Source organism: Microbacterium sp. B19(2022), from assembly GCF_012030385.1.
Lineage (GTDB): Bacteria > Actinomycetota > Actinomycetes > Actinomycetales > Microbacteriaceae > Microbacterium > Microbacterium oxydans_B.
Genome location: NZ_JAAUVO010000001.1, coordinates 186,587 through 211,662 on the forward strand (window position 1 = coordinate 186,587; position 25,076 = coordinate 211,662).

Below are 25,076 nucleotides of genomic sequence, written 5' to 3' on the forward strand. Positions count from 1 at the left end.
CCCTCAGCCTCAGCCGTTAGCGTGGAGCCATGCGACTGACTGCCGACGCCGATCCCCAGCTGTGGATTCCCGTGACGGACTCGCTCGGGTGGAGGGGCCGTCGGCACCGCAAGGCGGCTATCCGCATGCTGCTCGGCCAGGTCAACGCCGCGGTGGGCGCGACCGAGCGTCCCGGTTCACGGTTCGGCGCGTGGGCGATGAGCCAGGCGGCGCCGATGCTGATGAAGCGGGCGGACGGCCGGGTGCTGGTGTGGACCTGGAAGGCCGAGCCGGACCTCGTCGTGGCGATGGCGACGGCACAGGTCCTGACGCCGGATGTGCGGATCGCGCGCGCGTCGATGCCGATGGACTACGACGACACGCAGTCGTTCCCCACCAGGCTCGGCGTGGGTGAGAAGCTTCTCGTGCCGATGCCGCCCTCGCCGGCGTCGCCGCCCTTCGCGACCTATACCTGGGACACCGGCACCCATCTGGTGACGCTGACCGCGGTGTGCAGCGACAAGGAGCGGTTCGGCACACTCATCGGCGCGCTCGATGAGCTGGCGCGCAGCATCCGCATCGCCGACGACCTCGCCGGCGGCGAGTCCCCCGACGTGCTGCGGCTCGATCCCGCCTGAGACCACGGCATGCTTCACAAATAGTGAAGCTAGGTAACAATGTAGTAGCATCACGGTTATGGACCCTCTGCTGCTCGACCGCCTGCTCCAGATCGGCGACCTGTTCCAGCGCGACATGGCGCGGGCGTTCGAAGGCACGGGACTCACGACAGCCCGAGTCCACCTGCTGTGGATGCTGCAGCACGCGGGGCCGTCCACCCAGCAGACGCTCGCCCGGTTGTGCGAGGTCAGTCCCCGCAACATCACCGGCCTTGTCGATGCACTCGAAGCCTCCGGGCACGTGCGTCGCACCCCTCATCCGTCGGATCGGCGGGCCGTTCTGGTCGAGCTGACCGCCACGGCCGCCGACACGATGGCGCAGATGCAGAAGGAGCACACCGAGCTCAACTCGACCCTCCTGGACGCCGTCGCGCCGGAAGATCGCGACGCCATGGAGCGCGGAATCACCGCGATCGCCGACCACCTCGAGCAACTCGTGGCTCAGGCCGCGGACGAGCCCCCGAAGGACGCTCCGTGAGCGCCGAGCCGAGCGTGAGTCGGGCGAACCTTCCCGCTCCTCCGCCCGCCCCGACCCGCACCGCCCGCGTCCTCAACATGCTCCATCGGGCGTGGATCGCCGAGCTCCGCGTGTACTCGAGCATCGGCCGCGCGATCGCCCGACGGCCCGCCGTTCCCGCCGGTGGAACCGGCATCGGCTACCACCGCCCGGTGCTGACGATCCTCATCATCTTCATCGTGCTGTCGGCGGTCGAGATCCCGATCCTCGACCTCATCGTGCACCCCTGGCCGGCGGTGCGGATCCCGATCCTCATCGTCGGGATCTGGGGGCTGACGTGGATGATCGGACTGCTCTGCGCGATGCTCCTGCGTCCGCATGCCGTGGCACCGGAGGGTATCCACGTGCGGAGCGGCCTTGAGGTCGACGTGTTCGTCCCGTGGGACGCGGTCGCGTCGGTGGCGATCGCGAAGCGCGTCGATGAGCCGAAGCAGCCGCGCATCACCCACGGCGAGCGCGGGGTCGAATACGCGGAGCGAATGCAGGACGAGACGAACATCGAGATCGAGTTGGAGCGTCCGTTCGCGATCCGCCTTCCCGGCCTCGCGCCGCGCGGTGGTCGGCACGATGTCACGAGCATCCACCTCTGGGCGGATGAGCCGCGCGCGTTCCTCGACGCTGCCCGCCCGTTCCTAATCTGAGCACGCCCTGCGCCGAGGCGGCAAGCCGTTCAGCCCAGCCCGTGCTCCGCGAGCCACTCCTTCGCGACCTTCGCGGGTGCCCGCACCAGCCAGGCATCCGTGATGATCTCGTCCAGCTGATCGCGGTCGATGGCGTCGAGACGCACCAGCAGCCCCGGATAGCCGTCGAAGTGCGGGATCGTGAAGAGCACCTCGGGTTCCGCGGCGAGCAGGGCCTCCTTCTCCTCGACGTCAGCGACGCGCACGGCGAGCACCTCTCCCGCGGGCCACTCGCGCCCGAGGTCGGAGAGCTGCCGCAGGTCGGTCGCGCTCGGGCCGCGAAGCCAGGCGAACTGCCCGCTCTTGACCCGGAACGCGGCCTCACCGGTGTGGCCGCTCACCGACTCCTCGGCGCCGGGCAGCGCCAGGGCGATCGCCCGCACGTCGTCGATGCTCGCCATCCCGCCATCGTCGCGTACGCGGGCGATCACCACAACGCCATGGCCTTTCGGCGCACGCTCTCCTGCTGCACCGAGTGCGACGAAGACGAGCTGTGCACAATCACCGGTTCTGGACTCATGCGGCACCGGAATACCGTGACATCGTGGGCCTCCGGATTCAGACTGGAGGCATGCGCTTGAACGACCCGCAGGTATGGACGCTGATCGGCGTGTTCGCGGCCGTCATGCTCGGCGGCATGACGCTCATGACGACGCAGCTCCGCCGCGTGATCCGCGCCGAAGTCGGTCGCATCGACGGCACCCTCTCGGCGCGCATCGACGGCGTCGACGCGCGCCTGGGGCGCATCGAGTCGAAGCTCGACGACCTCGACAAAGAACTCACGAACCTCGCCGCACGGTTCTGGCGGTCACAGTAGCCCTCCCCCCGGTTCAGACCGTCACGTCTCCCACCAGGTTGACCCTGATTCCCATGCCCGCGAACATCGCGGCCTTGGCGATCAGAGCCTTGTCCGCCGTCTCGGCATCCGGAGCGTAGACGAGCTGTGCGTGGTTGGCCTTGTGGCGAGCCATGAACTGATCGCGGGAGACCCCGTGCAGCACGACGTGCGCGATCGGCCACTCCGGGTTCGTGGCGTCCTTGCGGCGCTGGGTCTCCTCGGCCGGGAGCTCGACGACCGACGCGCGGAAGATGTCCGCCTGCAGGATCCCGTCGGCGATGAACACGCGCGACAGCACGATCTCGCCCGGCTTCGAGACGCCGTTGATCGTGGCTCCGCCCGCGGGGAAGAACACGTGCCCCTGCCGCCAGCCCTCGGCGTTCTGCCACCCACCCAGGTGCGACGCCGGAACCGAGCCCGAGATCTCGTAGACCCAGACGAACTGCCCGTCGTACTCCTCGCCCCAGCGCACGTCGTGCAGGGTGTTGTCGGGAACGAGCCCCATCGCGCGCCACACGCGGTCGGTCACCAGCGCATCCACCGCCACGCCCTCGTCGGCCTCATTGAAGTGCGGGAACGCGCGGCCGTCGTGCAGCACCCGCGAACCGTCGCGGGAGGTCACGGGCGGCCGCTGAGTCGAGTTCAGGATGCCCTCGGCGAGGTCGGACGCCGGAACCAGGTCCTTCAGTCCCTGCTGGTACTGAATGCCCACCGCGTCGAGGCCGAAGTCGTCGGCGATGCGGAGCGCGGCGATGTACATCTTCAGCTGCCACTGCACCTGCTCGCGGGTGAGCTCGGTGGCCGCATCCTCGCCGTATCGGAAGGTCATGCCCGCATCGATCAGCCAGTCGTAGGCGGCGTCCGCCTCGGCCTCGGTGACCTCGAGCATCTCGGCGTAGAGGGCCGACTGCGACAGGCGCTCCTTGTAGATGCCCGTCTGGTTGAGCAGCTCGTCGTCGAAGATGGCGTTGTACATGCCCATGCAGCCCTCGTCGAAGACGCCGATGATCGCCTTCTCCGCCAGCAGCTCCGCGGCGAGCGCCTCGCCCAGCTGCTTCTCGGGGCTGTCGGGCAGCGCGGGCAGCGCGCGCACGTGCGAAGCGTCATGGGTGATGGCACCCGTCTCGGTCCACTCCTTGATGCCGGCCTTGAACCAGTCGTCCGAGAAGTCGACCGACCAGATCGTGGCGTAGGGCTTGTCCATCTTCGTCAGACCGGCGTTCAGGCCGAGCAGTCCGACGAGGCCGGGCCAATCGCCGGCGAAGTTCGCGACCGTGAGGATCGGGCCCTGGTGCGTGCGGAGGCCGGCGAGCACGTGGTGGGAGTACTGCCAGACGGCTTCGGCGACGATGAGCGGAGCATCGGTCGGGATGTTCTTGAAGACCTCGAGGCCCATGCGCTGGCTCGAGATGAAGCCGTGGCCCGTCTCGGGATCGACGTCGTTGGCGCGGACGACGGTCCATCCGAGGTCGTTGAAGACGCCGGTGACGCCGGCTTCAAGCTCAACCTGCACCGGCCAGCCGCCGGTGTTGGCGGCCTCGCGCAGGTCGCCCGACGCGATCAGGTAGGCGGTCTTCGGCGCGGACGCCGGGCGGGACACGGGGGCGGGAAGTGCGTAGGTGGTCATGATTCCTCCGGGGTTGAGTGGGATGACGTGCCGCGCTGCTCGGCGGCGAGTTCATGGACGACGCTCTTCGTCCCGTCGTACAGGCGCACGTACCGGTCGAAGAGGGTGTCGTAGGTGACGCGCAGCTCAGGGTTCGGCGTGATGCGCTCGACGACGGGGTTCCAGTCGGTGATGAGCGGCGCCTCGCCCTCGGCCGCCACGGCGGCAGCAGCCAGGAAGGCCGCGCCGTAGCTCGCACCGATCGTCGTCTCCGGCACCTCCTGCACGAGTCCGGTGACATCGGAGACGATCTGCAGCCACAGCCGCCCCTGCGTACCGCCGCCGACCGCGACGATCCGACGGATGTCGGCGCCCGCGGCCCGCATGGTCTCGACGTTGTGCCGCACGCCCAGGGCGGTGGCCTCGAGCGCCGCCCGGTACAGGTCTCCCCTGGTGTGCTCCAGCGTCAGTCCGGCGATCACGCCCCGCGCATCCGGGTCCTGGATGGGGGTGCGCTCGCCCGCGAAGTACGGGAGCATCAGCACACCGCGGGCGCCGACCCCCGATGCTTCCGCTTCGGCGAGGAGCTGCGGGTAGTCGGCATCGGTCAGCTCTTTGAGCCAGGTGGTCAGCGCACCGGAGGTCGAGAGGCCTCCGGCGAGGTTCCGGGTTCCGGGGAACGCGCCGGCCGTCGTCCACATAGACGGGGTGCGCAGCGCGGGCTCGCCCGGGATGACCGCGCTGGTGAACACCATGAACATCGTCGTCCCGTACATGAGCATCAGGTCGGCGGTCTCATGCGCGCCGACGCTGACGGCCTCGGTCCAGGCGTCGATCGTGCCCGTGATGACGGGAGTTCCCGCCGGGATTCCGGTCGATTCGGATGCCTGCACCGTGACGGTGCCGGCGATGTCGCCCGCCCACGCCAGGCGCGGCTGCACGATCGTGGTGGCGTAGCGGCCCCAGAACGGGGCATGCCACCTCTCGCTCTCGATGTCGTAGAGGGGAGAGACCTGGCTCGCGGACTGATGGTCGAACACGTACGCGCCGGTGAGATGACGGACGAGCCACGATGCGGGCATGAACAGTCGTCGGGCGCGCGCCCAGGCTGCCGGCTCGTTCTCTTCGATCCAGGCGATCTTCGGCCCGCCGGCCTGCGAGGTGAGCACCGAGCCTCCGATGCGGGTGATCTCCTCGACGCCGAGCTCGGCGGTGATCCGTTCGATCTGGGCGGACGCGCGGGTGTCGACGCCGTAGAGGATCGCGGGTCGGACCGGCTGGTCGTTCTCGTCGGCGAGGAGGATGCAGGGACCCATCCCGCTCACGCCGACAGCGACGATCTCGGCATCGGGGTGTGCGGCGCGCAGTTCGCGGGCGATGTCGACGAACTCGTCCCACCAGATCGACGCATCCATCTCGACCCAGCCGGTGTGCGGCCGGGAGACGTCATGCGCGCGGGTGGCGGTGGCGACGATGGTGCCGTCGTGCGCCACGAGCACGCCTTTGGTGCTCGATGTGCCGACGTCCACCCCGAGGGTGCATCGCATGGTGTCCTCCTTGATCACGCCTGGGGAAAGCGTAACTGAAATCGATTTCACAGCGCAAGCACGAAATCGTGGTTACGCATGCACCATCTGTCTCCGAGGCGATGCGGGCCGGGGCGATGCGGGCCGAAGCCCTACGCGGGGCGCAGGGCCGTCGCGTGCCGGGTCTCGCCCCGCAGCACGACCGTTCGCGGGGCATGGGTGTCGCCGGCGATGCGCTCGAGCAGCATGCGCGCCGCCGTGACGCCCATGTGTCGGGCGGGCAGTTGTACCATCGTGACGGCGGTGGGCGAGAGCGTGGTGAAGGGCAGCGACCCGACGACCGCGACCCCGACTGCCGGCGGGGTGAGCCCGTGTTCCGTGAGCACCTGGATCGCCCCGACGCCGATGAGGTTGTTTCCGGCGACGACGGCGTCGGGCGGCTCGGGAAGGGCGAGCAACTCCTCCATCGCCGCACGCGCGCCGTCGACACGGAAGGTCGCGAACCGCTGCAGCTGGTCGATGTCGGCCTGGCGGCCCGCCGAGGTGAGCGCCGCCCGCCAGCCGGCGGCGCGTTCGGCCGCGGTGTCGATGTCTTCCGGACCGCCGATGTAGGCGATGCGTCGATAGCCGGCGGCGATCAGGGACTCGGTCGCCGCGACGCCCGCCTCGCGGTTCGCCATCACGACGACATCGAGCTCATGGCGCGTGACACGGTCGACGGCCACCACCGGCCGACCGGTGGAGAGGATGCTGTCGAGATCCGTCGCCTTCGACGCCGCCGCGATGATCATGCCGGACATGTGCTCGGCGATCGCGATCTGCAGGTACGTCGCCTCTTTCTCGGTCTGCGAGTCGGAGTTGCAGAGCACCACCGAGTATCCGGCCTCGGAGGCGACATCCTCGACCCCGCGCGCCATCTCGGTGAAGTAGGGGTTTTCGATGTCGGGGATGACCAGGGCGATGACCTCGGAGGTCTGGGTGCGCAGCGTGCGGGCGGCGCGGTTCGGCGTGAAGTTCAACTCGTGCGCCGCGGCACGCACGGCCTCGATCTTCTCGGGCGAGACTCTGGTGCCGTTGAACACCCGCGAGACGGTCGCCGGCGAGACGCCCGCGCGCCGCGCGACGTCGTAGATCGTGGTCATTTCCCGCCCTCTGCTGCCCGGATGCTTCACACTACCGGCCTCTCCGGACGACGCCCGCGATCGCGCGTCATGCGGTATCGCGGGCATCCTCCTCGGCGGTGATCGCGATGTTCTCCTGCAGGCTCGCGAAGACCGCGTCCAGGCGGGCGCGACCGTCGTCGTCGAGCGTCGGGAGCGGGGAGCGGCAGTCCCCGAGCGGCACCGACAGCGTGCCGCCGAGGTACTTTGCCGCGCCGAACACGCCGACCTCGACCATGCCCTCGACGGTGTCGTTGATGCGCACCTGCACGTCGCGCGCGCCGGCGAGGTCGCCGGACTCGAACCGTCGGCGCAGCGACAGGAAGAGCTCGATCTGCAGGCTCACGGTGGTGCCGATCGCCCCGCGTGCGCCGATCGACAGCGCCGGCAGGTAGAACTCGTCGAAGCCGTTGATCAGCGTCAGGTGCGGGTAGCGGCGCAGGATCCGCTCGGCCCCGTACAGGTTGCGCGAGGTGTGTTTGACGCCGATCACCTGGGGCAGAGCGAGCAGCTCGTCGAAGCCGCCCTCGGAGATGTCGCGCCCAGTGAACTGCGGGATGTTGTAGAGGATGAAGGGCAGCTCGACCGCATCGATCACGGTGCGGAGGTGCCGCACCACATCCGCCGTCGAATAGCCGTAGTACAGCGGCGGGATCATGGAGATCGCTGCGACACCGGCGTCCTTCGCCGCGGCGGCGATGCGCACCGCCTCACCCGTCGACATCGCGCCGACGTGCGAGACCACGGGCACGCGCCCCGCGGCAGCCGTGACCGCGGTCTCGGCCACGGCGATGCGCTCGGCCTCGGAGAGCAGCACGCCCTCGCCGGACGACCCGCAGATGTAGAGGCCCTCGACGCCGCGACGGATGTCGGTGTCGAGCATGGTCGCGAGCGCGCCGTGATCGACGCTCTCGTCGCGGCGCATCGGGGTGACCGCCGCCGTGAACAGGCGCGTGCCGAGCAGATCGTTCACCACGCGGTCCACCCGCCGTCGACCACCAGGTTCGAGCCGGTCATGTACGTCGACGCGTCGGACGCGAGGAAGACCAGCGCGCCGTTGTACTCGTCGGCCTCGGCCATGCGGCCGATCGGCATCCGGGCGATGTAGTTCGCCTGGAACTTGGCGTCCTGCGTGTCACGCCGGACGCCCGAGGGCGTGAGCGTGTTGACGCGGATGCCCGCACGACCCCAGTAGGTGGCGCAATAGCGCGTCAGGTTGTAGAGCCCCGACTTCGCCGCGGAGTACGCGACCGGCTTGATGAACGGGATGCCGGTGTCCTCGGCCTTGTAGGCGTAGATGTCCTGCACGGGAGACACCATCCCGTAGATGGATCCCACGTTCACGATCGAGCCGCCGACGCCGGCGTCGCGCATCCGCCGACCCGCGGCCTGCGTCACGAGGAACGTGCCGACGAGGTTGGTGTCGACGACCTCACGGAACACGTCGACGGGGAACTCCTCGAACGGGCCGGAGACCTCCGGCGGCGCGCTGGGCTGCGTGTCGAGACCGGCGTTGTTGACGACGACCGTCGGCACACCCCAGGTCGCCGCGACACGGTCGAGTCCCGCATCCACGCTGGCCTGATCGGTGATGTCCATCGCCACGGCGAGCAGCCGCCCGTCCGGGTCGTCGATGCCGAGACGCGCGGCGGGATCGGCGACCTCGCTGCGGGAGGTCACGGCGACGCGCGCGCCCCGCTGGTGCAGCGAGCGGACGAACTCCGCCCCGATCTGGCCGAAGCCACCGGTCACGACGACCACCTTGTCCCGCACCGAGAAGAGCGGGTCGAGTCCTTCAGACATGTATCGATACTCCAGATTGCAGGGCGGTCAGCCCTTGACGGATCCCGCGGTGAGCCCGGACACGATGCCGCGCTGCGCCCACAGGAAGAAGATGATCGCGGGCAGCGCGAACAGCAGTGCGCACAGCATGACGATGTTCATCGGCGTGTAGAACTGCCCGAGGAACGACGACAGTCCGACGGATGCCGGCCACAGGTCGGACGACGAGATGAAGGTGTTCGCGAACATGAACTCGTTCCAGCCGTCGAAGAACGCGATGACGGCGGCGGCCGCGATGCTCGGCATGATCAGCGGGAGCACGATCGTGGTCAGGATGCGCAGGCGCGAGCAGCCGTCGATGCGGGCCGACTCCTCGATCTCGTACGGGATCTTGTCGATGCCGCTCTTGATGATGAACATGCTCACGGGCATCACGAACGCGGTGTCGGCGAGCACGAGCCCCCAGTGGCTGTTGAGCAGCCCGGCGCCGGCGAAGATCGCGTACAGCGGGACGATGATCAGCGCCTCCGGCAGCATCTGCGTGCTGAAGAAGATGAAGCCGGCGACGCCGCGGCCGTGGAACTTGTACCGGCTGAGCGCATAGGCGGCCATGGTCGCCAGCACGAGGCTGAGGATCGTGGTGCCGGCGGCGATCACGAACGAGTTGCCGAGCCAGCGCAGGATCGGGATGTCGGAGAGGAAGCCGCCCCATTGGCCGATGTTCTGCACCTCGGGGAGCAGCGGCTGGCTGCCGCCGTAGAGCGAAGCCTCGGTGCCGAGCGACGTCGCCAGCATCCAGTACACCGGGAATCCGGCGAAGACGACGAGCAGCGTGATGAGAACGGCCTTGCCGAGGCTGCCGATCTTGGCGCCGATCCCGCGGCGACGCGGAAGGTCGGTGGGGATGCGCACGGTGGTCATCGCTGGCTCTCCTGACGTTCTTGGATCTGCTCGACGATGAAGTAGACGACGGTGACCAGCAGCGACAGCACCAGGCCGAGGGCGCCGATGGCCGCGGCGCGTCCGAGGTTCTGATCCTGGAACGCGGTGCGGTAGACGTTCACGACGAGCGTGTTGGTGACGTCGAGCGGTCCCCCACCGGTGATCAGGAAGATGATCTCGAAGCGCCGGATCGACCAGATCGTCATGAGCAGCGTGATGACGCGCACGGTCGGCATGATGTGGGGCAGGGTGACGGCCCGGAAGGACTGGAAGCGCGTGGCGCCGTCGACCCAGGTCGCTTCGCGGAGCTCGTGCGGCACGCTCTGCAGGGCGCTGAGCATGACCAGCATCACGAGCGGCGTGAGCTTCCAGACCGTCGCGAGCGTCACCGCGAACAGCCCGTACTTCGGATCGACGAGCCAACCGTGCTCACCGAGGCCGAGCGCCGAGGTGGTGCGGTTCAGGATGCCCTGCTCGTTGTTGTAGATCCAGACGAAGATGAGGGCGGCGGCCACCGTCGGCACGGCCCACGGGATCGTCGCGATGGCACGGATGATGCCGCGCCCCTTGAAGGCGGTGTTGAGCAGCAGCGCTCCGGCGGTTCCGATGCCGACCGAGAAGACCACCGTGAAGAGCGTGTAGAGGAGGGTCGTGATGACGGACGACCAGAACTTGTCGCTCGACAGCAGGTACTCGTAGTTCTCCATGCCGACCGGCCGTCCCCCGGCGGGGTTGACCAGCTTGGTCGCCGTGAACGACAGCAGCACGCCGCGGATCAGGGGGAAGACCGTGAAGATCGCCAGGTACGCGATCGCCGGGAAGAGGAAGAGGTAGGCGCCGTTGCGCTCGATGAAGCGTCCGATCGCGCCGGTGTCGCGGCGTCGCCGTGGCGGCGAAGCTGAGGGCGTCTGTGGTCGCGCCTCGAGCGTGGGGGTGGCCATGGCCGGGGTCCTTTCGCGTGTCGCGGGATGACCGAGGGACGGGCAGCGGGGTGATGCCCGCCCCTCGGGGTGCTCAGCCGAGTTCGGCTTCGAGGTTCTCCTGAACCTCGGCCAGCTTCGCCTTCACGTCGCCGCCGTTGACCCGCAGGTCTTCGACCGCGGTGAGGACCTCGCGCCAGACGACCTTGCTCTCGGTCTCGAAGCCCTCGACGAGCGTCGACTTCGAGGTCTTGGCGGCCTCGAGGAACTGCGTCGCCCACGGGTTGGCCTCGAGGAAGGCCGCATCCGGTTCGACGTCGGTGGCCATGGCCGAGGCGCCGAGGCCGGCACGGATGGCGGTCTGGCCCTCTTCACCGAGCACCCAGCGCACGAAGTCCTTGGCGGCTTCCTTGTTGTCGCTGTTCGCGTTGACGGCGATGATCAGCTGCGAGTTCGAGCCGGGGTTCGCGAGCGGCAGCGGAGCCGCGCCCATGTTCTGGCCGTTCACGGCGTTGTCCGGGTTGCTCGTGATGGTCGTCGCGACACCGGAGTTCTCGAACAGCATTCCGACCTGGCCCTGGCCGAACTTCGCGCGGAAGGTCGACGCGTCGTCGCCGATAGGGGCGACGCCCGAGGCGAACGTCTCGAGGAACGCCTCGACGGCCTCGACGTTCTCGGCCTTGTCGATCGTGAGCTTCTTCCCGTCGCTGAGCTCGCCGCCGAATCCGTAGATCCAGTTCGCCATCTCCAGCGTCCAACCGTCGATCTCGGCGGTCTGGTGACGGCCGGCCCAGCCGGAGATGCCCAGCTCGTCCTTGATCGTCTTCGCCGTGGTGAGGAACTCATCGAACGTCGTCGGGACTTCGAGCCCCAGTTCGGCGAAGATGTCCTTGTTGTAGATGACGGTGCTGTAGGTCGGGCGCTCCCAGTTGAAGCCGTACTGGCCGCCGTCGAACACACCGGCTTCGTTCGTGTTGTTGAGAGTGTCGCCGAGCTCGTCGGCGATGTCGTCGAGCGGCTCGAGCACGCCGGCGTCGACGAGCGAGGCGAACTGGCTGTCCTGCAGCACCATCACGTCGGGGCCGCCGCCGGCACCCAGCTCGGTGCTGAGCTTGTCGGCGTAGTTAGCGAACGGGATCTCGACCTTTGTGAGCTCGATGTTGTCATCGGGTCCGGTGTAGCCCTTGACGGCGTCCCAGATGATCGGGCCCTTGCCGTCTTCGAGGAACTGCCAGTTGGAGAACGTGAGCTCTCCCCCGGCGCTTCCGGCATCCGACGAGTCGTCGCCGGCGGCGCAGCCGGCCAGGGCGATGGTCGCGGCAGCGACGAGGCCGGCGATCCGCAGCGCGCGGGCTCGGCGGGACGGGTGTGCGTGGTTCGACTTCACTGTTCACTCCTTTGGGCAGCAAGTTCTATGCGACGGTGCATCCGAGTTCTCGCCGGGTCTGCGTGAAATCGGTTTCATCACCATAACTCCGCATTCACAGCGGTGTCAAGAATGAAATGGTTACGCAACCTTATCGTGCCTCATCCGTCAACCGGAACGGCGCACATGCCCGCAGACGACGGATGCCGCGGGGTCGCCCCCGCGGCATCCGTGTCGCTGCTCTGCTGTCAGGCGAGCCACGCCGGCGCTCGACCGCGCAGGAACGCTCCGTCGACCGAGAACCGTCCGGCACCGGTGAAAGCGAGCGCGAGCGCTGCGGCACCGAGCACGGCGACGAACTCGTAGCCACCCTCGCCCACCCAGAGGCCGGCGGGCAGATGCACGGCGACGAGCGCGACGATCATGTCGACCGCGAGCAGGAGGCCGACCGGGCGTGTGAAGAGCCCGAGCATCAGCAGGAGGCCGCCGACGAGCTCGACGAAGGCGACGATCGGTGCGGCGATCTCGGGCAGGGGGATCCCCATGCCCGCGAAGCTGCCTATCGTTCCGGGCAGCGTGAACTCGAAGATCTTCTGCGCGCCGTGCGCGGCGAAGATCGCGCCGACCACGACGCGCAGGATCAGCAGTCCCAGCGAGGGTGCGGCAGAGGAGGCTTTGGTGTTCGTCATGAGGAGTTGTTCCTTCGTGGCAGGACACCCGCGCGCCAGGCGCGGAGCAGGGTCGTTCCCTGCTTCCACGCTAGGAAGCGCACTTTTCCATCTCCTGTGATCGCCCTCCGACGCAGGCCCCGGTCAGCGGTGCGCGGCGACCACCTCGGCGACGGCGGTGCGCTCGGCATCGGTCGGCTCCGCGATCGCCATACGGCAGTACGCGTCGACGACATCGAGGACGCGGTACGCCTCCTTCATGCGCGCCATGTCTCCGCCGATCAGCGAGACGACGTCATCGACCGCGGCCTGGGCGACGGCGATCGCCTCGGCATCGCCCGATCGTCCGGCGTCGGCCAGGGCGCGGAACGGCTTCGGGGTGACGGACGAGACCCCGGACACGACCCCCTGCGCCCCCGCGTCGACGGCGGCGATGAGGTCGCGGTCGGCGCCGGTGTACAGCTCGAAGTCGGCGGGGACGACGGCGCGATACGCAGCGATCTCGTCGAGGGACAGCTCGCTGAGCTTCGCGCCCACGATGTTCGGCAGCTCCGCGAGCCGCACCAGCAGCTCGGGCGAGACGGTGTTGCCGCTGCGCGCAGGGTAGATGTACACGTACAGGCGCCCGTCGCCGACGGCATCCGACACCGCCCGGAAGTAGTCGAAGATCGCATCCTCGGTCGACTTCAGGTAGTACGGGGTGAGGGCGGCGAACTCGGTCACGCCGAGGCGCTTGGCGATCTCGACGAGCCGCACCGCCTCGAAGGTGCTCGGCTGGCCGACATGCACGATGACGCGCATCCGGTCCTGCAGCTCCTCGACGGCGGCGGCGACGAGCGCCGTGAACTCGGCGACGTCGACGGCCGGGAACTCCCCGGTCGTGCCGAGGATGAAAGCCCCCTCGTTGCCCGAGTCGCCGACGAAGCGGAAGATCGCGCGCGATCCCTCGAGGTCGAGGCTGCCGTCGCGGCGGAACGCGGTCGGAACGGCGGTCAGGATGTCGTAGCGGGTCACTTCTCGGTCTCCTCGGAGTTCTTGCGGGACTTGCGGGTGCGGCGCGTGGGCACGTCGACGTTGCGGACGGTCGAGGTGAGCAGGTCGGGCTGGGCAGCCAGCTCGTCGTGCGCCTTCTCGATCTGCTGGATGCTGTCGTCGTGCAGGATCGAGTCCGCCAGTGCTGCGCGCTCGGCGCGGGGCTTGCGGGCCGCCCGGATGGCCGGCATCACGATCGAGAGCACGGCCAGCGCGAGCAGCACGATCGCGATCGGGCTGACGACCTCGAAGAACGGCCGCGTGGGGAGGATCGCCAGCGTGCGGGCGAGGTTCTCCTCGGCGAGCGGCCCGAGGAGAAGACCCAGCACGATGGGACCCGCGGGCACCTGCATGCGCTTGAGCAGCACGCCGATCACGCCGAACACGAGCATGGTGACGACCGTGGAGAGGCTGTTCGAGGTGGCGTAGGTGCCGATGATGCAGAAGATCAGGATGCCGCTCCACAGGTAGGGCTGCGGCACATCGAGGAGCTTGACCATGCCCTTCATGCGGATGAGGCTCAGCACGAGCGACAGGATCGTGGCGATCAGCATGATGCCCACGATGGAGACCACGAGGTCGGGGCGGTTGGTGAACAGCGTCGGACCGGGGGTGATGCCCCAGATGATCATCGAGCCGATCATCACGGCCATCACCGAGTCGCCCGGGATGCCGAGGGCCATGGTGGTCGTCAGCGAGCCGCCGAGCGTGGCGCTGGATGCGGTGTCGCTGGCGGCGACGCCTTCGATGGATCCCTTGCCGAACATCTCGGGGTGTTTCGAGGCCTTGCGTGCGCGCTCCCAGCCGATGAGTCCGGCGATGTCGCCACCGGCCGCGGGGATGAGCCCGACGCCGAGTCCGACCGCGCCACCGACCGCGGTCGCGCGGCCGCTCTGCTTCAGCTCGGCGCGGTTCGGCCACCAGCGGCCGAGGCTCGAGATCGGACGCACGGCCGACTTGCGGTACGTGAGCAGTTGATCGAACAGCTCGGCGATGCCGAAGAGTCCGATGATGACGGCGATGAAGTTCACGCCCTCGACGAGTTCGAGGACTCCGAAGGTGAAGCGCTGGTCGGCGGTCGCGGCGTAGGTTCCGACGCTGCCGAGCATGAGGCCGAAGAGTCCGGCGAGGATGCCCTTGAGCATCGACTTCGACGAGATGCCGATCATGATCGCGATGCCGAAGACGACGAGGGCGAACAGCTCGGGCGACTTGAAGTAATCGCGGGCGAAGCTGGCGATGGGCACGGCGGCGACCGCGAAGAGCACGAGGGAGGCGAGGATGCCGACCGCCGAGACGATCGCGGAGATGGTCAGGGCGAGTCCTGCCCTGCCCTGCTTGGCCATCGGATATCCGTCGAGGGTGGTGGCGATGGATGCCGGAGTGCCGGGGGTGTTGATGAGGATCGACGGCACCCGGTCGCCGAAGTTCGCGGCGACGTAGATGGTCAGCAGCACCGCGAGACCCTGCACGGGCTCGAGGGTCATCGTGAAGCCTGCGGCGAGGGCGACGGCCATGGTCGCGGTGATGCCGGGGAAGGCGCCGACCATGAAGCCGAGCACGAGGCCGACGAGCATGTAGAGCAGGATCGAGATGTCGAGGAGCGAGTTCAGCCCCTCCATGAGCGCGTTCACAGGGGGATCCTCAGGAGCATCCCGAACACGACGTAGACGAACGCCGTGACCGAGGCGGAATAGATGATGAGGCTCAGCCAGCGGCGGTGGCCGTAGAGGAGCATGAGGGCGGCCATCAGCAGGGCTGCGGCGACGGGGAAGACCTCGACGCGGTAGCCGAAGAGGATGACGGAGCCCAGCGACCACAGTGCGATGAAGGCACCGGTGATGGCGAGGGTGGCGATGACGCGCAGGTAGCCGCCGGGCTGGATGCGCTCGAGGTCTTCGCGGGTCGGGGCCGGGCGGGTGATGGCGACGGCGAGCAGCGCGATGGCGATCACCACTCCGGTGACTCCGATGACGAGGGGCCAGAAGCGGGCGTCGATCTGCCCGGGAGCGGCTTCGCGGCGCAGCGGGATCTGCGTCGAGAGGAAGAGGTAGCCGGAGGTGAACGCCAGGGCGACGACCGCGAACACGATCTCGAGGCGCCGGGATGCGGGCGCGCCCTGGTATTCGTTGTCAGGCTCGCCGCGGCCCGCCGGTTCCGCGGCGGTGTCGGGGGTGGACATCATGCTCCTTCTTTCGTCGAAGAGGAACGGCTGCGGGGCCGACCTGTGCCGGCCCCGCAGCCCTCTCAGCCTGGCCTTCTCAGCCCAGGAGGTCCTTGAACAGGTCGAACTGCTCGTCGACGAACGTGGTCCACTCGGCGGAGTCCCGGTACACGACCAGGTTCCCGGCGTCGGCCTGGAACTTCTGGTAGCTGTCCGACTCGACGGCCTCCTTGACCGCAGCCTCGAGGGTCGACTTCACATCGTCGGGCAGGCCCTTGGGGGCGTAGATGCCGCCCCAGCCGCCGAAGATGACGTTCTCCCCGATGGCCTCTTCGACCGTCTCGACGTCTTCCGCGTCGGGGTGGCGCTCGTCGTTCATGACAGCGAGGATGCGCACTGCGTCGCCCTGCGCCAAAGCCTCGCCGAGACCCGAGACGGCCGCGACGGTCTCACCCGAGGCGGCTGCGGCGACGGCCGTCGCTCCGCCGTCGTAGGGCACCGGGGTGAACTCGGCGTCGGTCGCGGCGCCGAGTCCGACGGTCGCGGCCTCCCAGATGGAGCCTGCTCCGGAGTTCGCCACCGTGACCGCGCCGGACTTCGCCTGGGCGACGAGGTCTTCGAGGGTCTCGATGCCGCTGTTCGCGCCGACCGTGACGACGCCCGGGGCGAGCATGATCTGGCCGAGCAGATCGAAGTCCTTCGGGAGCACGTTCGCGCCCTGCGTGGTGTTCAGCATGGCGATCTCGACGGGGGCGAATCCGATGACGTAGCCGTCGGGGTCCTGTGCGCCCACGTACTCCATCGCGAGAGCGCCGGCGGCACCGGGCATGTTCTCCGGGATGACGCTGACGTCGAGGATCTTCTCGAGCTCCGTGGCCAGCGCGCGCGACGAGAGGTCGGATCCTCCGCCGGGGTTGGCCTGGATGATGAGCCGGATGTCGTTCTCGGGGAAGGCCGATCCGGCCTCTTCGCCCTCTTCGACCTTGGTGCAGGCCGAGACGATGAGAGCGGTGGCTGCGAGGGCGGCGATCGCGGCAGCCGCCCGGGTGATGCGCTTGCGGGGCATCTTTGCTCCTCTACGTGGGTCGACCTTGTTGTCGACCCCCTGAGGTTAGCAGTGTTGACTGTTAACAGTCAACACTGACGCAGCCTCTCGACCGACGCGGCCTCTCGACCGACGCGGCCTCTCGACCGACGCAGCCTCTCGACCGACGCAGCCTCTCGATCGACGGATGCTCGCGGTCAGGCGCGGGCGGCGATCTCGGCGAGCATGCGCTCGCGGGCACCGTCGAGGTGCTCCGACAGCACCTTCGCGGCCTGGGCGGGCTTTCCACTGCGCATCACGTCCATGAGCTTGACGTGGTCGCCGGACGACTCGTGCAGGTCTTCGTCGTGGTTGATCGTGACCTCGAGCAGCGCGGTGAAGGTCGGGAGGTACTGATTCCACGCGCCTTCCAGACGGGGGTGGTCGGCGAGGGCATAGATCTGCGAGTGGAACTCGAGGTCGGCGGCCACGAAAGCCGCGTGATCACCGGCATCCGCCGCCTCGCCCATGCGCCCGACGGCGGCCGCCATCGCGGTCCATCGGGAGTCGTCGTCGACGCGCATCGCCCGGGAGAGCGCGAGCTGCTCGAGGGCGCCGCGCAGGCTGTAGAGCTGATCGACGTCGTCGTGGGTGAGCCCGACGATGTAGACGCCGCGAGGGCGCTGCACCTCGACGAGCTTCTCGAAGCTGAGCTGCGTGAGGGCATCGCGCACGGGTCCGCGGCTGACCGAGAACTCCTCGGCCAGTGCTTCCTCGGTGATGCGTGCGCCGGGGGCGAGTTCGCCGCGCACGATGCGCTGCCGCAGAACACGGGCCACCTGCGCGCCGAGGGACTCTCCACGCTTCACGGACTGCGTCATGGTGACCTCCTGTTAACTGTTGACAGGATACACACCGTGATCGGCACGGCGCCTAGGCGCTCCCCCGCGGGTCCCAGAGCACGACCTCGGTCGAGCGACGGATGCGGCGCCCGGTCGGCATCGGCACGACTCCCGCGGAGCCAGCGGCGAACACGCGCACGCCCGGACGGTTCTCGCGCTCGGCGCGCAAGGCGCTCTCGAGCACGGCGATGCGATTGCGCAGCATCCGGTTGTCGTCTTCGAGATCGAGCAGACGCGCGATCGCGGGAAGGCTCACGCCTTCGGAGGAGAGCTGGGCGACCTCGCGCAGCTGCTCGATGTTGCGGGGCGAGTAGCGGCGGGATCCGCCGGTGGTGCGTCCGGGGACGACGAGCCCCATGCGGTCGTACTGACGGAGGGTCTGCGGGTGGAGACCGGAGAGTTCGGCGGCCGCGGCGATCGCGAACACCGGGGTGTCGGCGTTCATCATGAACGCCTCCGCCCCCGGTGCCCGCTTCGACGACCGGTCATCGCCGCGCCTTGGCCATCAGCTCGGCCCGCGGGTTCTCCTCGGGCTCAAGCTCCTGGAACTTCTGCAGCGCCTCGCGCGCGGCGTCGTCGAGGTGCGTGGGCACCGCGACCTGGAGCTCGGCGAGCAGGTCGCCGGTGCCCTTGGAGGTGGCGACGCCGCGTCCCTTGACGCGCAGCACCCGCCCGGAGGGGGTGCCGGGCGCGACGCGGAGCTTGACCACGTCGCCGCCGAGCGTCGGAACCTCGATCGTCGCACCGAGAGTCGCCTCGGTGAACGTCACCGGCACCACGACGCGGAGGTTGAGGCCGTCACGCGTGAAGACCGGATGCGGTCGCACCGCGATCTGCACCACGATGTCGCCGCTCTCCCCGCCGTCGGGCGAGGGCCGGCCGCGGCCGCGCAGACGGATCTTCTGCCCGTCGGCGACGCCCGCGGGGATCTTCACCTTGAACGGCTTGCCGTCTTCGCCCTGCAGGGAGATGGTCTCCCCCTGCACGGCGGTGACGAAGTCGAGCGTGGTGCGTGCGGTGACATCGGCACCGCGCTGCGGACCGCCGAAGCCGCGGTAGCCGCCGCTCGTCTGCCCGAAGCGGCCGTTGCCGAAGCTCGCGCCCTGACCCTGGTTGAACATCGCGAAGATGTCCTCGAAGTCCGCGGTCTGCCCTCGGCCCTGCTGACCGTACCGGCTGAACACGTCTTCGAAGCCGCCGGCGCCCTGACCGCTCGCGGTGAAGCGAGCGCCCGAGCCCATGGCGCGGATCTCGTCGTACTCCTTGCGCTGTTCGGCGTCGGAGAGAACCGAGTAGGCCTCGCTGACCTCCTTGAACTTCGCCTCTGCTTTGGCATCACCCTGATTGGAGTCCGGGTGGTACTTCCGCGCGAGCTTGCGATACGTCTTCTTCAGATCCGCATCACTGACGTCCTTGGAGACCCCGAGGGTCTTGTAGAAGTCCTTGTCGAACCAATCCTGGCTGGCCATCGATCACCTACTCCGCAGGGACAGCGACGACGACCTTCGCGGGACGCAGCTCGACGTCTCCGAGGCGGTAGCCCACCTCGACGACCTCGAGGATCGTGGTCTTCTCGGCTCCCGGAGTCGGCTGCTGGAAGATGGCCTCGTGGCGCTGCGGGTCGAAATCCTCGCCCTTCTCACCGTAAGCGACCACACCGAGGCGCTCCACGACCGTGCGCACCTTGTCGGCGATCACGGCGAACGGGGTGCCGTCGACGAGGTCACCGTGCTGAGCGGCGCGGTCGAGGTCGTCGAGCACGGGGACCAGGCCCTTGGCGGCCTCGCCCTTCGCGCGTTCGATCTCGACCTGGCGCTGCTCTTCGGTGCGGCGACGGTAGTTGGCGTATTCGGCCTGCAGGCGCTTGAGGTCGTTCAGCAGGGTCGACTCGAGGTCGGCGAGCACGGCGTCTTCTGCCGCGGCCTCACCGGTCTGCGTCGCCCCGAGGATGTCGTCGACCGTGAGGTCGTCTGCGCCGTCGATCGGGGTCTCGTCCGACCCCTCGGCGGCTGCTGCCTCGCGGGAGTCCGGGTGGTGCGGCGCGGGGCCGGACGCCTGAGCGTCCGACCCCTCGCTGCGACCTTCGGCGGACTCAGGATTCTGGTTCTCGTCGAAGTTCTTGTCCGTCATGATTACTTCTTCTCGTCCTCGTCGTCGACGACCTCGGCGTCGATGACGTCTTCCTCAGAGGAGGGAGCGTCACCGGCCGGGGCCTCGCCCTCAGCCGAAGCGCCGGGAGCGGCATCCGCCTGCGAGGAGGCGTAGATGGCCTCGCCGAGCTTGGACTGGGACTGGTTCAGCTTGTCGAACGCGGTCTTCACGGCCTCGTCGTCGTCGCCGGCCAGCGCCGTCTTGAGCGCGTCGACGTCGGCCTTGACCTCGGTCTTCACGTCTTCGGGCAGCTTGTCGTCGTTCTCGGTGATCAACTTGTCGATCGAGTACGCGAGCGTCTCGGCCTGGTTGCGGACCTCGGCGGCCTCACGGCGCGCCTTGTCTTCGGCCGCGTGCTCCTCGGCCTCGCGCACCATGCGCTCGATGTCTTCCTTCGACAGCGAGGAGCCGCCGGAGATGACGATCGACTTCTCGGTGCCGGTGCCCTTGTCCTTGGCGGACACGTGCACGATGCCGTTGGCGTCGATGTCGAAGGTGACCTCGATCTGCGGGATGCCACGGGGAGCCGGAGCGATACCCGTCAGCTCGAACGTGCCGAGCGGCTTGTTGTCGCGCGTGAAGTCACGCTCGCCCTGGAAGACCTGGATCGCGACGGACGGCTGGTTGTCGTCTGCCGTGGTGAAGGTCTCGCTGCGCTTGGTCGGGATGGCCGTGTTGCGCTCGATGAGCTTGGTCATCATGCCGCCCTTGGTCTCGATGCCGAGGCTCAGGGGGGTGACGTCGATGAGCAGAACGTCCTTGCGCTCGCCCTTGAGGACACCGGCCTGGAGGGCGGCACCGACGGCGACGACCTCATCCGGGTTGACACCCTTGTTCGCTTCCTTGCCGGTCTCGCGCTTGACGAGCTCAGCGACCGCGGGCATACGCGTCGATCCACCGACGAGCACGATGTGGTCGATCTCGGACACCTTGATGCCGGCTTCGCGGATGACATCCTCGAACGGCTTCTTGGTGCGGTCGAGCAGGTCCTTCGTGAGGTCCTCGAACTTCGCGCGGGTGATTGTCTCGGAAAGCGACACCGGGCCGGACTCCGTCAACGACAGGTAGGGCAGGTTGATGCTGGTCGAGGTCGAGGAGGAGAGCTCCTTCTTCGCCTGCTCGGCAGCTTCCTTAAGACGCTGCAGGGCGATCTTGTCACCCGAGACGTCGACGCCCGTGGTCTCCTTGAACTGCTTGATCAGGTAGTCGACCAGACGCTGGTCCCAGTCGTCGCCACCGAGGCGGTTGTCACCGGCGGTCGAGCGCACCTGGATCGTGGAGAAGTCGTCGTCCTTGCCCACCTCGAGCAGCGACACGTCGAACGTTCCGCCACCGAGGTCGAAGACGAGGATGAGCTCGTCTTCCTTGCCGCGGTCGAGGCCGTAGGCCAGAGCGGCCGCGGTCGGCTCGTTGATGATGCGCAGGACGTTGAGGCCCGCGATCTCGCCGGCCTCCTTGGTGGCCTGACGCTCGGCGTCGTTGAAGTACGCGGGAACCGTGATGACCGCGTCGGTCACCGTGTCACCCAGGTACGACTCGGCGTCGCGCTTGAGCTTCATGAGGATGCGCGCGGAGATCTCCTGCGGCGTCCACTTCTTGCCGTCGACGTCGAAGCTCCAGTCGGTGCCCATGTGGCGCTTGACGGAAGCGATCGTCCGGTCGACGTTGGTGACGGCCTGGCGCTTCGCGGTCTCACCGACGAGCACCTCCCCGTCTTTGGTGAAGGCCACGACCGAGGGGGTCGTGCGGAAGCCCTCGGCGTTGGCGATGACCTTGGGCTCGCCACCCTCGAGGACGCTGACGACGGAGTTGGTGGTTCCGAGGTCGATACCGACAGCACGTGCCATGTGTTTTCTCCTTTGTTGGAAGTTTCGTTGAACTGGATGTTCATTGTGGTGCGGAAATCTGCGGCGATCAGGGAAACCTGAGTCGCGATGGCTCAACTGTACGCTCGAGCTTCAACCGTGTCAAATCAACTTGATACGAGTCGGCTCAACTTTGCATAACGCGCGCCGGCGAGGCCTCTGTGCACCGCCTCGAGCCGGCGCTTCGGGGCCTGCGATCAGAAGGGCGCCGGGGCGTGCTCCTCCACGAAGGTGACCGTGTTCTGGGGCTGCGGGCGATCGATGTAGACCCGGCCCGTCGGACTCGTCCAGGCATAGGCACCGTCGCCGAGCACCTCGACGACCCACGGCGAATGGTGCTTGAGCACGTGGTGGCGGCGACACAGGTGACCCAGATTTCTCGCGGCGGTCGGCCCGCCGCGAGCGGCATCGTGATGATGGTCGATGTCACAGTCGCGAGCCGCATAACCGCAGGCCGGGAATCGGCAGCGTTGATCTCGGGCCCGCAGATGCCGTTTCAGTTCGGAACCGGGCCGGTAGCGATCGACCGCGAGGAGCGCACCTGTGATCGGGTGCGTGAGGATCCGGTCCCACCCCGACGCGGCACCCGCAAGAGCTTTCGCCGAGGCGGCGTCGATCGGCGTGCGCCCGTCGAGTTCAGCCGGAGTCGCGCCGCGCCCCATCAGGGTCGTGACCGGAACGGTGACCGAGACCGATCCGCGGATCGCGGCAAGGAGGCCATCGGGGGTGTCGTGACCCGCTGGAGCGCCGGTGAGCAGCAGGTCGAGCGCGAGATCGGCGCGGAGTTGCGCGACGGTGCGCCGATCGTCATCCTCGTGCTCCTGTGCGCACTCTTCCTGCTGCGCCGAAGCCTGCTCCTGCGCCGAGGCCTGCTCCGGAGATCCCGACGTCTGCACGCTCTGCGCCATCTGCGTCAGTCGCTCGAACGCGCCATGGACGAGCGCGGCGGGGCCGAGCAGCCCGAGCTGGGACATGCCGTCGCCGACGTCCTTCACCCACACCGATCTCTTCTCCCGAGCATCCCCGTGCCGCTCATCGACCGACCGGGACTGGAACCGCTCCGCGACCCGCCGCCCGTGCCGCGACACCCGGTTCGGGGACTCGGATTCGGCGAACGGGACCATCTCGGCGGAGTATGCGTCGCGATCGGCGGCGTCTTCCAGGTGTTCAGCCGCATCGCAGATCGCCCGCGCATGTGCGGCGCTGATCCGCCCGGCTCCCTGGGCGGCCCACACCAGCGGGAAGCGCTCCACCCGCCACACCGCCTCCGTCATCCGCGCCTGCACCGTGCGGTCGCTCACCCGTAGTGCCGCCGCCATCTCCGCCGCGACCGTGCGAGCCGCGAGGTCGCCGAAATCGGGGTGGTCCGCCTCATCGGCAACCTGCAGCGCCAGCCGGGAACCAACTGCGAGAACGCCGTCGCGCGCGGCCTGCAGACTGCTGATCGTGCGCTCCAACCCGACGAGCATGTCGGTGAGCTCGGCAAGCGTCTCCACCTGCTCGACCGTCGCTTCCGCCAGTGCTGCCATACCTCGAGTCAAGCAGGGGCCACCGACATCCAAAGGGCCAGATCAGGCCGGGAAAACGAAATGCCGATATACGGTTCGGGAAGACGCGCTCAACCCTGTTCGAGCGCCTGGACCCGCTCCCGCCGATGTTCCCGGACGTACCGCAGAGCCCTCGTCCAGTGGTCGCCGTGACCGCTCGCGTGCATCGACGCCCACGGCTCCTCGCCCGTCGAGCGCGCGCCCTCAAGGAGCGAGAGCATCGCCGCCGTCCGCTCCTCCATCGCCTGCGGCAGATCACCACGCAGTACGGGGCTCGCCCCGTAACCGTCGACGAACGCTGCGAGATCGCCGGCCGCGCTCTCCGCATCGCGCTCGACGTCGGACAACGTGAACGCCTGCGCCGCGTAGGCGAGATCCCAGAGCCGGGTGCTCGGCGCTGCCGCATCCCAGTCGATGAAGACCCATCGGTCCCCGGTGACGAGGTTCCAAGGGCCGAGATCGTTGTGACAGACGATCTCGGCACCCGGCGCGGGAATCGCAGTCTGCCACACGGCATGCCGCGGAGGCACATAGCGAGCGCTCGCGTCGTGGATCCGCCGGATCATCGATCCGACCCGGCGCAGGTCGACCACGGACAGCGGAGCGGCCGCGATCGCGAGCCGACCGGGGACGAATTCGATGGCCTGTCGTCCTTGCTCGTCCCGGCCGCGCGGTTGCGGAGCATCAACTCCCACCTCCCGTAGCGCCGTGACGAAGTGGCTGACGCTCGGGGTTGCATCCGACCACGCTTTGCGCACGGTGTCGCCGATGCGCACCACCGTCCCGCTCGCGTTCCCGCCTGTCAGCACCTCTTCGTCCACGCGTCGACGTTAGCGCGTCGCCGTCGGCAGGCTGTCGACCGCGCATCCCGAAAGCGATACTTGACCCTGACACTGTGGCAGACGGGAGAACAGAGACATGTTGTCCATCGGAGCGTTCGCGCAGATCGGCCAGGTGACCCACCGCATGCTGCGACATTGGGACACGGCCGGCCTGCTCGTCCCTGCCCACGTGGACGAGTTCAGCGGCTACCGCTCCTACGACCCCTCGCAACTGGATCGTCTGCATCGGATCGTTGCCCTGCGTCAGCTGGGCTTCGGGCTCGATGACATCTCGTCGATCCTCGACCGAGGAGTCGACGCCGACCGCATCGCCTCCCTGCTGCGGATCCGCCGCGCGGAGGTCGAGCTGGAGCACCGGGTCGCTGCAGAGAGACTCGTCGACGTGGAGCGGCGCCTCCACCTCATCGAGAAAGAGAACCACATGTCCCCGATCGAGATCGTCGACAAGCCCCTCCCGGCCGTCCGACTCGCCGCCATCCGCACCGTCGTCGCCGATCAGTCGTCCGTCGCCGCCGTCGTGGGCCCGTCGTTCGACGCCGTGGCTGCGATCATCGGCGACGAGCACTCGCTCTCCACCCCGATCGCCCAGTACGAGACGCTCGACGACGGCCTGCAGGTCATCGTCGGGTACACGTACTCCGGCCCCGCACGCGACGGGTTCGAGATCATCGAACTCCCGGCCGCGAACGAAGCGGTGTGCGGCATCCACCTCGGGTCGATGGACCGCATCGCCGAGAGCTGGCACGGCATCCACACCGAGATCTTCGCCCGCGGTCTGGTGCACGACGGGCCGTGCCGAGAGCTGTACGTCCGCGCCGTATCGGACGACCAGTCGGACTGGGTCACCGAGCTGCAGCAGCCCGTCCGACGCGCCTGAAGTGGCTAGGC

The 25,076-nt window shown here is 68.3% G+C and carries 26 protein-coding genes; 5 read left to right on the forward strand and 21 right to left on the reverse strand.

The features are described 5' to 3' along the window. Window positions 1–29 precede the first annotated feature (29 nt). From HCX50_RS00925 to HCX50_RS00935, 3 genes are read left to right on the forward strand one after another with little or no spacing between them, the layout of a single operon-like run. The gene (locus HCX50_RS00925; RefSeq protein WP_091031872.1) at window positions 30–617 is read left to right on the forward strand and encodes a hypothetical protein; all 588 of its coding nucleotides are present in this window, start codon (window positions 30–32) and stop codon (window positions 615–617) included. 58 nt (window positions 618–675) lie between these two features. Beyond that, window positions 676–1,134, forward strand: coding sequence for a MarR family winged helix-turn-helix transcriptional regulator (locus HCX50_RS00930; protein WP_091031876.1), 459 nt, complete (start codon window positions 676–678; stop codon window positions 1,132–1,134). Continuing rightward, the gene (locus HCX50_RS00935) at window positions 1,131–1,814 is read left to right on the forward strand and encodes a hypothetical protein (protein WP_244175930.1); all 684 of its coding nucleotides are present in this window, start codon (window positions 1,131–1,133) and stop codon (window positions 1,812–1,814) included. The genes HCX50_RS00930 and HCX50_RS00935 overlap by 4 nt, the downstream gene beginning before the upstream one ends. A gap of 29 nt (window positions 1,815–1,843) precedes the next feature. Here the strand turns inward: HCX50_RS00935 and HCX50_RS00940 are convergent, their stop codons facing one another. After that, the gene (locus HCX50_RS00940) at window positions 1,844–2,254 is read right to left on the reverse strand and encodes an MmcQ/YjbR family DNA-binding protein (RefSeq protein WP_167632694.1); all 411 of its coding nucleotides are present in this window, start codon (window positions 2,252–2,254) and stop codon (window positions 1,844–1,846) included. A 170-nt stretch (window positions 2,255–2,424) separates the two neighbouring features. Here HCX50_RS00940 and HCX50_RS00945 point away from each other — a divergent pair, with 170 nt between their 5' ends. Further along, window positions 2,425–2,670, forward strand: coding sequence for a hypothetical protein (locus HCX50_RS00945; RefSeq protein ID WP_167632695.1), 246 nt, complete (start codon window positions 2,425–2,427; stop codon window positions 2,668–2,670). A gap of 13 nt (window positions 2,671–2,683) precedes the next feature. Here the strand turns inward: HCX50_RS00945 and HCX50_RS00950 are convergent, their stop codons facing one another. The 20 genes from HCX50_RS00950 to HCX50_RS01045 form a co-directional block, all read right to left on the reverse strand. Then, a complete protein-coding gene (locus HCX50_RS00950) occupies window positions 2,684–4,318 on the reverse strand; it encodes a fucose isomerase (RefSeq protein ID WP_167632696.1) in 1,635 nt (544 codons plus the stop codon). Then, window positions 4,315–5,844: an FGGY-family carbohydrate kinase gene (locus HCX50_RS00955; RefSeq protein WP_167632697.1), complete on the reverse strand. Its 1,530-nt coding sequence runs from the start codon at window positions 5,842–5,844 to the stop codon at window positions 4,315–4,317. The genes HCX50_RS00950 and HCX50_RS00955 overlap by 4 nt, the downstream gene beginning before the upstream one ends. Window positions 5,845–5,975: 131 nt before the next feature. Then, a complete protein-coding gene (locus tag HCX50_RS00960; RefSeq protein WP_091031883.1) occupies window positions 5,976–6,965 on the reverse strand; it encodes a LacI family DNA-binding transcriptional regulator in 990 nt (329 codons plus the stop codon). A gap of 67 nt (window positions 6,966–7,032) precedes the next feature. Continuing rightward, window positions 7,033–7,956, reverse strand: coding sequence for a dihydrodipicolinate synthase family protein (locus HCX50_RS00965; protein ID WP_167632698.1), 924 nt, complete (start codon window positions 7,954–7,956; stop codon window positions 7,033–7,035). Beyond that, entirely contained in the window at window positions 7,953–8,786 is an 834-nt protein-coding gene (locus HCX50_RS00970) for an SDR family oxidoreductase (RefSeq protein ID WP_167632699.1), read from the reverse strand. The genes HCX50_RS00965 and HCX50_RS00970 overlap by 4 nt, the downstream gene beginning before the upstream one ends. A 27-nt stretch (window positions 8,787–8,813) precedes the next feature. Continuing rightward, window positions 8,814–9,686, reverse strand: a complete 873-nt coding sequence (locus tag HCX50_RS00975) for a carbohydrate ABC transporter permease (protein WP_167632700.1) — start codon at window positions 9,684–9,686, stop codon at window positions 8,814–8,816. Next, window positions 9,683–10,648 (reverse strand): carbohydrate ABC transporter permease, encoded by a 966-nt coding sequence (locus HCX50_RS00980; protein WP_091031891.1) that lies wholly within the window; start codon window positions 10,646–10,648, stop codon window positions 9,683–9,685. Before HCX50_RS00980 ends, HCX50_RS00975 begins: the two co-directional genes overlap by 4 nt. Window positions 10,649–10,721: 73 nt before the next feature. Next, entirely contained in the window at window positions 10,722–12,014 is a 1,293-nt protein-coding gene (locus tag HCX50_RS00985; protein ID WP_167632701.1) for an extracellular solute-binding protein, read from the reverse strand. A 227-nt stretch (window positions 12,015–12,241) separates the two neighbouring features. Next, a complete protein-coding gene (locus tag HCX50_RS00990) occupies window positions 12,242–12,682 on the reverse strand; it encodes a DoxX family protein (protein ID WP_167632702.1) in 441 nt (146 codons plus the stop codon). 123 nt (window positions 12,683–12,805) lie between these two features. Then, the gene (locus HCX50_RS00995) at window positions 12,806–13,675 is read right to left on the reverse strand and encodes a dihydrodipicolinate synthase family protein (protein WP_167632703.1); all 870 of its coding nucleotides are present in this window, start codon (window positions 13,673–13,675) and stop codon (window positions 12,806–12,808) included. Next, a complete protein-coding gene (locus tag HCX50_RS01000; protein WP_091031904.1) occupies window positions 13,672–15,327 on the reverse strand; it encodes a tripartite tricarboxylate transporter permease in 1,656 nt (551 codons plus the stop codon). Before HCX50_RS01000 ends, HCX50_RS00995 begins: the two co-directional genes overlap by 4 nt. Further along, window positions 15,324–15,875, reverse strand: coding sequence for a tripartite tricarboxylate transporter TctB family protein (locus HCX50_RS01005; protein ID WP_237682263.1), 552 nt, complete (start codon window positions 15,873–15,875; stop codon window positions 15,324–15,326). Before HCX50_RS01005 ends, HCX50_RS01000 begins: the two co-directional genes overlap by 4 nt. Before the next feature lie 79 nt (window positions 15,876–15,954). Then, window positions 15,955–16,923 carry a tripartite tricarboxylate transporter substrate binding protein gene (locus HCX50_RS01010; RefSeq protein WP_167632705.1) on the reverse strand — a complete coding sequence of 323 codons (969 nt, stop codon included), beginning with the start codon at window positions 16,921–16,923 and terminating at the stop codon, window positions 15,955–15,957. Window positions 16,924–17,099: 176 nt separating this feature from the next. Continuing rightward, the gene (locus tag HCX50_RS01015; RefSeq protein ID WP_167632706.1) at window positions 17,100–17,762 is read right to left on the reverse strand and encodes a GntR family transcriptional regulator; all 663 of its coding nucleotides are present in this window, start codon (window positions 17,760–17,762) and stop codon (window positions 17,100–17,102) included. Window positions 17,763–17,814: 52 nt separating this feature from the next. Further along, entirely contained in the window at window positions 17,815–18,228 is a 414-nt protein-coding gene (locus HCX50_RS01020) for a heat shock protein transcriptional repressor HspR (RefSeq protein ID WP_167632780.1), read from the reverse strand. Window positions 18,229–18,268: 40 nt separating this feature from the next. Next, the gene (locus tag HCX50_RS01025) at window positions 18,269–19,252 is read right to left on the reverse strand and encodes a DnaJ C-terminal domain-containing protein (protein ID WP_091031920.1); all 984 of its coding nucleotides are present in this window, start codon (window positions 19,250–19,252) and stop codon (window positions 18,269–18,271) included. A gap of 7 nt (window positions 19,253–19,259) precedes the next feature. After that, window positions 19,260–19,913 (reverse strand): nucleotide exchange factor GrpE, encoded by a 654-nt coding sequence (locus HCX50_RS01030; RefSeq protein WP_167632707.1) that lies wholly within the window; start codon window positions 19,911–19,913, stop codon window positions 19,260–19,262. Window positions 19,914–19,915: 2 nt separating this feature from the next. Beyond that, the gene (gene dnaK / locus HCX50_RS01035) at window positions 19,916–21,781 is read right to left on the reverse strand and encodes a molecular chaperone DnaK (RefSeq protein ID WP_167632708.1); all 1,866 of its coding nucleotides are present in this window, start codon (window positions 21,779–21,781) and stop codon (window positions 19,916–19,918) included. 215 nt (window positions 21,782–21,996) lie between these two features. Then, on the reverse strand, window positions 21,997–23,328 hold the full coding sequence (locus HCX50_RS01040) for an HNH endonuclease signature motif containing protein (protein ID WP_091031929.1): 1,332 nt from the start codon (window positions 23,326–23,328) through the stop codon (window positions 21,997–21,999). Between the two features lie 89 nt (window positions 23,329–23,417). Beyond that, window positions 23,418–24,167: a phosphotransferase gene (locus HCX50_RS01045; RefSeq protein WP_167632709.1), complete on the reverse strand. Its 750-nt coding sequence runs from the start codon at window positions 24,165–24,167 to the stop codon at window positions 23,418–23,420. A 97-nt stretch (window positions 24,168–24,264) separates the two neighbouring features. On the opposite strand from HCX50_RS01045, the gene HCX50_RS01050 reads away from it, so the two are divergent. After that, window positions 24,265–25,065 carry a MerR family transcriptional regulator gene (locus HCX50_RS01050; RefSeq protein ID WP_029261330.1) on the forward strand — a complete coding sequence of 267 codons (801 nt, stop codon included), beginning with the start codon at window positions 24,265–24,267 and terminating at the stop codon, window positions 25,063–25,065. The last annotated feature ends 11 nt before the right edge of the window (window positions 25,066–25,076 follow it).

Excerpts from the sequence above, each read along its gene's own strand:
- HCX50_RS00925 (WP_091031872.1), top strand. The coding sequence starts at position 30 with ATGCGACTGACTGCCGACGCCGATCCCCAGCTGTGGATTCCCGTGACG.
- HCX50_RS00930 (WP_091031876.1), top strand. The coding sequence starts at position 676 with ATGGACCCTCTGCTGCTCGACCGCCTGCTCCAGATCGGCGACCTGTTC.
- HCX50_RS00940 (WP_167632694.1), bottom strand. The coding sequence starts at position 2,254 with ATGGCGAGCATCGACGACGTGCGGGCGATCGCCCTGGCGCTGCCCGGC.
- HCX50_RS00945 (WP_167632695.1), top strand. The coding sequence starts at position 2,425 with ATGCGCTTGAACGACCCGCAGGTATGGACGCTGATCGGCGTGTTCGCG.
- HCX50_RS00950 (WP_167632696.1), bottom strand. The coding sequence starts at position 4,318 with ATGACCACCTACGCACTTCCCGCCCCCGTGTCCCGCCCGGCGTCCGCG.
- HCX50_RS00955 (WP_167632697.1), bottom strand. The coding sequence starts at position 5,844 with ATGCGATGCACCCTCGGGGTGGACGTCGGCACATCGAGCACCAAAGGC.
- HCX50_RS00960 (WP_091031883.1), bottom strand. The coding sequence starts at position 6,965 with ATGACCACGATCTACGACGTCGCGCGGCGCGCGGGCGTCTCGCCGGCG.
- HCX50_RS00970 (WP_167632699.1), bottom strand. The coding sequence starts at position 8,786 with ATGTCTGAAGGACTCGACCCGCTCTTCTCGGTGCGGGACAAGGTGGTC.
- HCX50_RS00975 (WP_167632700.1), bottom strand. The coding sequence starts at position 9,686 with ATGACCACCGTGCGCATCCCCACCGACCTTCCGCGTCGCCGCGGGATC.
- HCX50_RS00980 (WP_091031891.1), bottom strand. The coding sequence starts at position 10,648 with ATGGCCACCCCCACGCTCGAGGCGCGACCACAGACGCCCTCAGCTTCG.
- HCX50_RS00990 (WP_167632702.1), bottom strand. The coding sequence starts at position 12,682 with ATGACGAACACCAAAGCCTCCTCTGCCGCACCCTCGCTGGGACTGCTG.
- HCX50_RS01005 (WP_237682263.1), bottom strand. The coding sequence starts at position 15,875 with ATGTCCACCCCCGACACCGCCGCGGAACCGGCGGGCCGCGGCGAGCCT.
- HCX50_RS01010 (WP_167632705.1), bottom strand. The coding sequence starts at position 16,923 with ATGCCCCGCAAGCGCATCACCCGGGCGGCTGCCGCGATCGCCGCCCTC.
- HCX50_RS01015 (WP_167632706.1), bottom strand. The coding sequence starts at position 17,762 with ATGACGCAGTCCGTGAAGCGTGGAGAGTCCCTCGGCGCGCAGGTGGCC.
- HCX50_RS01020 (WP_167632780.1), bottom strand. The coding sequence starts at position 18,228 with ATGAACGCCGACACCCCGGTGTTCGCGATCGCCGCGGCCGCCGAACTC.
- HCX50_RS01025 (WP_091031920.1), bottom strand. The coding sequence starts at position 19,252 with ATGGCCAGCCAGGATTGGTTCGACAAGGACTTCTACAAGACCCTCGGG.
- HCX50_RS01030 (WP_167632707.1), bottom strand. The coding sequence starts at position 19,913 with ATGACGGACAAGAACTTCGACGAGAACCAGAATCCTGAGTCCGCCGAA.
- dnaK (WP_167632708.1), bottom strand. The coding sequence starts at position 21,781 with ATGGCACGTGCTGTCGGTATCGACCTCGGAACCACCAACTCCGTCGTC.
- HCX50_RS01040 (WP_091031929.1), bottom strand. The coding sequence starts at position 23,328 with ATGGCAGCACTGGCGGAAGCGACGGTCGAGCAGGTGGAGACGCTTGCC.
- HCX50_RS01050 (WP_029261330.1), top strand. The coding sequence starts at position 24,265 with ATGTTGTCCATCGGAGCGTTCGCGCAGATCGGCCAGGTGACCCACCGC.